The sequence below is a fragment of the Sphingomonas sp. CCH9-F2 genome, from assembly GCF_001556735.1.
GTDB classification, from domain to species: domain Bacteria; phylum Pseudomonadota; class Alphaproteobacteria; order Sphingomonadales; family Sphingomonadaceae; genus Sphingomonas; species Sphingomonas ginsenosidimutans.
Genome location: NZ_LSJO01000629.1, coordinates 1 through 6222, shown reverse-complemented (window position 1 = coordinate 6222; position 6222 = coordinate 1). Strand labels below are relative to the sequence as shown.

General features: G+C 68.4%; 10 protein-coding genes. 7 read left to right on the top strand and 3 right to left on the bottom strand.

From position 1 onward, the window contains the following. On the top strand, positions 1-407 hold a 407-nt coding region (locus tag AX685_RS17775; protein WP_156445907.1), incomplete at its 5' end, for a sensor histidine kinase. A gap of 4 nt (positions 408-411) precedes the next feature. On the opposite strand, the gene AX685_RS17770 is transcribed toward AX685_RS17775, so the two are convergent. Both AX685_RS17770 and dinB read right to left on the bottom strand, forming a co-directional pair. Next, the gene (locus AX685_RS17770) at positions 412-1236 is read right to left on the bottom strand and encodes a shikimate 5-dehydrogenase (RefSeq protein WP_066491048.1); all 825 of its coding nucleotides are present in this window, start codon (positions 1234-1236) and stop codon (positions 412-414) included. Positions 1237-1262: 26 nt separating this feature from the next. Beyond that, the gene (gene dinB, locus AX685_RS17765) at positions 1263-2300 is read right to left on the bottom strand and encodes a DNA polymerase IV (RefSeq protein WP_420542568.1); all 1038 of its coding nucleotides are present in this window, start codon (positions 2298-2300) and stop codon (positions 1263-1265) included. Between the two features lie 100 nt (positions 2301-2400). On the opposite strand from dinB, the gene AX685_RS17760 reads away from it, so the two are divergent. Genes AX685_RS17760 through tatC form a run of 6 tightly spaced genes read left to right on the top strand, consistent with a single transcriptional unit; the run spans position 2401 to position 5895 of the window. Then, on the top strand, positions 2401-3057 hold the full coding sequence (locus AX685_RS17760) for an epoxyqueuosine reductase QueH (protein WP_066491044.1): 657 nt from the start codon (positions 2401-2403) through the stop codon (positions 3055-3057). A 1-nt stretch (position 3058) separates the two neighbouring features. Then, positions 3059-3793: a segregation and condensation protein A gene (locus tag AX685_RS17755; protein WP_066491042.1), complete on the top strand. Its 735-nt coding sequence runs from the start codon at positions 3059-3061 to the stop codon at positions 3791-3793. Next, positions 3790-4362 carry an SMC-Scp complex subunit ScpB gene (gene scpB, locus AX685_RS17750; protein WP_066491040.1) on the top strand — a complete coding sequence of 191 codons (573 nt, stop codon included), beginning with the start codon at positions 3790-3792 and terminating at the stop codon, positions 4360-4362. The genes AX685_RS17755 and scpB overlap by 4 nt, the downstream gene beginning before the upstream one ends. A 29-nt stretch (positions 4363-4391) precedes the next feature. Continuing rightward, entirely contained in the window at positions 4392-4640 is a 249-nt protein-coding gene (locus AX685_RS17745; RefSeq protein ID WP_066491038.1) for a twin-arginine translocase TatA/TatE family subunit, read from the top strand. Positions 4641-4669: 29 nt separating this feature from the next. Beyond that, on the top strand, positions 4670-5119 hold the full coding sequence (tatB, locus tag AX685_RS23260; RefSeq protein ID WP_066491034.1) for a Sec-independent protein translocase protein TatB: 450 nt from the start codon (positions 4670-4672) through the stop codon (positions 5117-5119). Beyond that, positions 5116-5895, top strand: coding sequence for a twin-arginine translocase subunit TatC (tatC, locus tag AX685_RS17735; RefSeq protein ID WP_066491032.1), 780 nt, complete (start codon positions 5116-5118; stop codon positions 5893-5895). The genes tatB and tatC overlap by 4 nt, the downstream gene beginning before the upstream one ends. A gap of 57 nt (positions 5896-5952) precedes the next feature. Here the strand turns inward: tatC and AX685_RS17730 are convergent, their stop codons facing one another. After that, the gene (locus tag AX685_RS17730) at positions 5953-6090 is read right to left on the bottom strand and encodes an entericidin A/B family lipoprotein (RefSeq protein ID WP_066491030.1); all 138 of its coding nucleotides are present in this window, start codon (positions 6088-6090) and stop codon (positions 5953-5955) included. Between the last annotated feature and the right edge of the window lie 132 nt (positions 6091-6222).

Here is a 6222-nt window from a genome sequence, read left to right as displayed (position 1 = left end):
GGGACATCGCGTTCAGCTATCCGGCGACGCCGTGCGCGGTGCGCGCCAATCGCGTGATCCTGAGCCAGGTGATCGGCAATCTGTTCGCCAATGCCGCGGAGGCGGTCGCCGCCTCAGGGCGTGCGCGGGGCACGATTACGGTCACGCTGGCCGAGCGCGGCGACACGGTGGAATTGCGCATCACCGACGACGGCGAGGGGTTCGATCCGGCGATCGGCGCGACATTGTTCCAGCGCGGCTTTTCGACGCGCGCGCACAAGTCGGGCGGGCTGGGGCTACACTGGTGCGCCAATTCGATGGCGGCGATGGACGGATCGCTGCGGCTGGACAGCGCCGGGCCGGGGCAGGGCGCAACCGCGACGCTGACGCTGGCCGCCGCACCGATGGAGCACGCACTGGCGGCGTGACCCCTCAACCGGCCAGCGCGAAGGCCTCCGCGGCAGCGACCTGTTCGTCGTCGGGGGTGACGCCGGTGTAGAGGACGAATTGCTCCAGCGCCTGCAATTTGGCGATGGCGGCGCCGGTCACCACCGTCTTGCCCGCAGCGCGCGCGGCACGCAGCAGCGGGGTTTCGACGGGTTTGGCGACCACATCGACGACGACCGATGCCGCCGCGATCTGATCGGGAGTGAAGGCGAGCGCGTCGGCGTCCGCGCCAGTCATCCCCAGCGGGGTGACGTTGACCAGCATCGCCGCCTCTAACCCCGCCGGATCGGCGACATGCGCCAAGCCTAGGCGATCGGCCAGCGCCGCGCCCTTCGCCCGGTTGCGCGCCGCGATCCTGCCGTTGGTGAAGCGCGCATCGACCAGCGCGGTCGCCACCGCCTTCGCCATGCCGCCGCTGCCGCGCAGCAGGAACGGCGCGGTGCGATCCGCATCGAGCGCCTCCGTCAGCGTGCGCACCGCGGTGTAATCGGTATTGTAGCCCAGCAGAACGCCGTCTTCGTTGACGATCGTATTGACGCTGTCGATCGCCGCGGCGGACGGATCGAGGCCGTCGAGCAGCGGGATCACGTCTTCCTTGAACGGCATCGACACCGCGCAGCCGCGGATGCCCAGTGCGCGGATGCCGGTGATCGCGCCGGGCAGGTCGGTGGTCGTGAACGCCTTGTACACGTAATCCAGCCCCAGCGCGGCGTAGAGATGGTTGTGGAAGCGCGAACCGAAGGTGCCGGGGCGCGCGGCGAGCGACATGCACAGGCGGGTGGCGGGGCCGATCGGGGGTTTCATGCGCATCGTCCTTTCGATGTGCCGCGCCGGCGTCAACCCAGCGGCAGCGTCGGCTGAACCGCTTCGCCATCCGCGACGATCCCCGACAGCGTCAGCCCCAGCAGCCGGATACCCCCCATCACCGGCAGCAGCGGGGCGAGCAGCGCGCGCCCGATGTCGAGGAACTGCGCCTGGTCCACGACCGGGGCGGCGAGCGAGCGGGCGCGGGTGATCGTCTGGAAATCGGCGCGGCGCAGCTTCAGCGTGACGGTGCGGCCGCGCGTCGCGTGCCGGTCGATCCGCACCCACGCCGCCTCCGCGACGCGCGCCAGCCCGGCGTCGATCGCGGCCGGATCGGTCAGGTTGGTGTCGAAGGTGCGTTCCGCCCCCACCGACTTGCTGGCGCGATCGGCGCGCACCGGGCGGTCGTCGATGCCGCGTGCGGCACGGTGGAGATATTCGGCGTAGCTGCCGAAATGCGCGCGCAGGAAGTCGATCGGCCGGTCGCGCAGGTCCGCGCCCGTCTCGATCCCCAGCCGCGCCATCTTCGCCGCGGTGACCGGGCCGACGCCGTGGAAGCGCTTGACCGGCAGCATCGCGACAAACGCCGCGCCCTTTGCCGGGGGGATGACGCACAGGCCGTTGGGCTTGTTCTGGTCCGACGCCAGCTTGGCGATGAACTTGTTGTAGCTGACCCCGGCGGACGCGGTGAGCTGCGTTTCCGCCTTGATCCGCGCGCGGATGTCCTGCGCGATCGCCTTTGCCGAACCCAGCCCGCGGCGGTCGTGGGTGACGTCCAGATACGCCTCGTCCAGCGACAGCGGCTCGATCGCGTCGGTGTAGTCGGCGAAGATCGCGTGGATCTGCCGGCTGACCGCGCGATACACCTCAAACCGCGGCGGGACGAACACCAGGTCCGGGCAGCGCCGCGCCGCGGTGACCGAGGGCATCGCGCTGCGCACCCCGAAGGCGCGCGCCTCGTAACTGGCCGCCGCCACGACGCCGCGTGCGCGCGACCCGCCGACCGCCACCGGGCGGCCGCGCAGCTCGGGCGCGTCGCGCTGTTCGACCGACGCATAGAAGGCGTCCATGTCGACATGGATGATCTTGCGGACGGTATCGGGTGCTGGGTCGGACACGGGGGTTGCCGGCGGCGGTGACTTTCGGGAGCGGTCCCGTTATATCGGCGCGATGACCGACGACTTCCAGCGACCCGTGCTCACGCCCCCCGATGGGCAGAAGAAAGTGCTGCTCCATTCGTGCTGCGCGCCGTGTTCGGGCGAGGTGATGGAGGCGATGACCGCCAGCGGGATCGATTATACGATCTTCTTCTACAACCCGAATATCCACCCCAAGGAGGAATATCTGCTCCGCAAGGAGGAGAATATCCGCTTCGCCGAGAAACATGACGTGCCGTTCGTCGACGCCGATTACGACACGACCAACTGGTTCAAGCGCGCCAAGGGCATGGAGTGGGAACCGGAACGCGGCGCGCGCTGCACGATGTGCTTCGACATGCGGTTCGAGCGGACCGCGCTGTACGCGCATGAAAACGGCTTTCCGGTCATCACCTCGTCGCTGGGGATCTCGCGCTGGAAGAACATGACGCAGATCAACGATTGCGGGGAACGCGCCGCGGCGCATTATCCGGGCATCGCCTATTGGACGTTCAACTGGCGCAAGGGCGGCGGCGCGGCGCGGATGATCGACATTTCCAAGCGCGAGCATTTCTACCAGCAGGAATATTGCGGCTGCGTCTATTCGCTGCGCGATACCAATGCGCATCGCGTGTCGCAGGGACGCGAGGAAATCCGCATCGGCGAGCTGTATTACGGGGACGCGCAATAGGGTGGACGCCCCGCCCGAACAGCTGACGCTGGACCTCGACGGGTGGGAAGGGCCGCTCGACCTGCTGCTGTCGCTGGCGCGCGCGCAGAAGGTCGACCTGCGCGAGATTTCGATCCTGGCGCTGGTCGAGCAATATCTGCGCTATGTCGAGCGCGCGCGGGTGCTCCAGCTGGAACTGGCCGCCGATTATCTGGTGATGGCGGCGTGGCTGGCGTATCTCAAGTCCGCGTTGCTGCTGCCGCGCGATCCGCAGGTCGAGCCGGACCCCGAGGAACTGGCGATGCGGCTGCACCTGCGGCTGGAGCGGCTCGACGCGATGCGCGAGGCGGGTGCGCGGTTGATGGCGCGCGACCGGCTGGGCCGCGACGTGTTCCTGCGCGGCGCGCCGGAGGGGCTGCGGACGGTGCGCACCGGCCCATATGAGGCGAACCTCTATGACCTGATCGCCGCCTATGGCCGGATCAGCGCGCGGTCGCGCCCGGTGATGCACGTGGTGCAGGACCGCGAGGTGATGACGCTGGAGGCGGCGATCGCGCGCGTGTCCGCGCTGGTCGGCAGCGCGATCGACTGGCGCGCGATCGAGACGTTCCTGCCCGAGGTGGCGAGCGCCGGGCTGCGCCGGTCGGCGCTCGCGTCCAGCTTTCTGGCGGCGCTGGAACTGGCGCGGCAGGGGCGGGTCGAATTGTGGCAGGAGGACGCGTTCGCGCCGCTGTACCTCAGGGCGCCGGCGGCATGACCGACCCGCAGACGCTGCGCGCGGTGGAGGCGGTGCTGTTCGCCGCCGCCGAACCGCTGACCCCCGATTCGATCCGCGCCTATGTCGGCGAACTGGACGTGCGCGGCGCGCTGGCGGCGCTGGTCGGCCATTACGAGGGGCGCGGCATCCGGCTGGTCGAGCGTGGCGGGCGCTGGCATTTCGAGACCGCGCCGGACCTGGCGCACCTGCTGCGCCGCGACCGCGAGGAAGTGCGCCGGCTGAGCCGCGCCGGGATCGAGACGCTGGCGATCATCGCCTATCATGAGCCGGTGACGCGCGCGGAGATCGAGGCGATCCGCGGGGTGCAGACCGCCAAGGGGACGCTGGACGTGCTGATGGAAGCGGGGTGGATTCGCCCGGCCGGCCGCCGCGAGGTGCCCGGCCGCCCGCTGATGTTTGCGACCACCCCCGAATTTCTGTCACATTTCGCGCTCAAGAGCCGACGCGACCTGCCGGGAATCGAGGATCTGCGTGCCGCAGGGCTTCTCGACCCCGTCGATCTGGCGTTCGAGCAACTCGCGGTGGAAAAGACCGACGAGGACGACTAGATACGCTGCACCTCAGGAGTTTTCGTGTCATGGGCAGCTTCAGCCTTCCGCATATCCTCATCCTCGCGATCGTCGCGATCCTCCTGCTGGGCGGCGGTCGCTTTTCCAGCATGATGGGCGACGTCGCCAAGGGCGTGAAGAACTTCAAGAAGGGCATGTCGGAGGAGGATTCCGACGACGACCTCGTCCGTCGGCCCAAGCCGCGCATCGAGGCGCAGTCGGCCGCCGAACCGGCGTTCGACCGCGACGCGGACCGCACGCGCGAGGAACATCGCTGATCCCTGCCTGATCCACTGGCGCGCGCTGAATGTTCGATATCGCCCCGTCCGAATTCCTGCTGGTCGCGTTCGTCGCGCTGGTGGTGATCGGCCCGAAGGACCTGCCCAAGGCGATGCGCGTCCTGGGCTATTGGGTGGGCCGTGCGCGCGCGGTGGGACGGCAGTTCCGCTCGGGCTTCGACGAGATGGTGCGCGAGGCCGAATTGGAGGAAATGGAAAAGAAGTGGAAGGCGGAGAACGAGCGGATCATGCGCGAGCATCCGTTCATTCCGTCCCCGCCGCCCGCTTCCGCCGCTGACGCGCCCGCCGCGTTGGTCGACCACCGCGACGGACCCGACACCACGGGCGACCTGCCGGCGCCGGTGATGGTCGAAAAGCCGCAGGTGGTCGGGGCGGGCACCGTGCCCGACGCGCCGCCGGCCCCCGACGCGCCCGCGCATCCGCCGGCCGCGCCCGCCCCCGACAGGACCGTATCGTGAGCGTGGCCACCGACGAACTGGACGAAAGCCGCGCCCCGCTGCTCGATCATCTGCTCGAGCTGCGCCGCCGGCTGCTGTATTGCATCCTGGCGATCGGCCTTGCTTTCGGCGTTTGCTGGTTCTTCGCGGAGAATATCTTCGCCTTCCTCGCGCAGCCGCTGATCCAGGCGGGGCAGAAGAAGCTGATCTATACCCAGCTGTTCGAGGCGTTCTTCGTCCAGATCAAGGTCGCGTTCTTCTCCGCGATGATGATCTCTTTCCCGGTGATCGCCAACCAGCTGTGGCAGTTCGTCGCGCCGGGGCTGTACCGCAAGGAAAAGCGCGCGCTGCTGCCGTTCCTGCTGGCGACGCCCGTCTTGTTCCTGACCGGTGCGGCGATGGCCTATTACGTCGCCATCCCGATGGCGCTGCATTTTCTGCTGAGCTTTTCGGGCACCGTTGGCGGGGTGGAGCAGGAAGCGCTGCCGGCGATCGGCAATTACCTGTCGTTCGTGATGCAGTTCCTGTTCGGGTTCGGCGCGGCGTTCCTGCTGCCGGTACTGCTGATGCTGCTGGAGCGCGCGGGAATCGTCACCCGCAAGCAGCTGATCGGCGCGCGCCGCTATGCGATCGTCGGCGCCTTCGCGATCGCGGCGGTGCTGACCCCGCCCGACGTCGGGTCGCAGCTGCTGCTCGCGATCCCGCTGACAATCCTGTACGAAATGGCGATCATCGGCATCTGGTTCACCGAACGCCGCCGCGCCCGCGAAACCGAAACCGCGTCCCCCGAAAGCTGATACGAAAACGGCCCGCGAAACGCGGGCCGTCCACAGTCATCGCAGATGTGCGACGGATCAGTTCTTCACGTCGTTCGCGGTCTTCGTCACCGCCTGACCGGCGGACGACACGTCCTTGCCCGCGCCCGCAACGGTATTGCACGCGGATACCAGCACCGCACCGGCCAGCGCCGCCATCGTCACGATCTTACGCATCGAAACCTACTCCTTCGCCAATAGCGCGAAGGTAATCCCCGGCCGCGCGAAACGTTCCGCGGCTGCAATCACTTGCTGATGTGAGGATCGGGGAAAAAGGTAAGGCCCGGAAGCGTCACCGGGGGGGGGGGG

Excerpts from the sequence above, each read along its gene's own strand:
- AX685_RS17770 (WP_066491048.1), bottom strand. The coding sequence starts at position 1,236 with ATGCGCATGAAACCCCCGATCGGCCCCGCCACCCGCCTGTGCATGTCG.
- dinB (WP_420542568.1), bottom strand. The coding sequence starts at position 2,300 with ATGGACGCCTTCTATGCGTCGGTCGAACAGCGCGACGCGCCCGAGCTG.
- AX685_RS17760 (WP_066491044.1), top strand. The coding sequence starts at position 2,401 with ATGACCGACGACTTCCAGCGACCCGTGCTCACGCCCCCCGATGGGCAG.
- scpB (WP_066491040.1), top strand. The coding sequence starts at position 3,790 with ATGACCGACCCGCAGACGCTGCGCGCGGTGGAGGCGGTGCTGTTCGCC.
- AX685_RS17745 (WP_066491038.1), top strand. The coding sequence starts at position 4,392 with ATGGGCAGCTTCAGCCTTCCGCATATCCTCATCCTCGCGATCGTCGCG.
- tatB (WP_066491034.1), top strand. The coding sequence starts at position 4,670 with ATGTTCGATATCGCCCCGTCCGAATTCCTGCTGGTCGCGTTCGTCGCG.
- AX685_RS17730 (WP_066491030.1), bottom strand. The coding sequence starts at position 6,090 with ATGCGTAAGATCGTGACGATGGCGGCGCTGGCCGGTGCGGTGCTGGTA.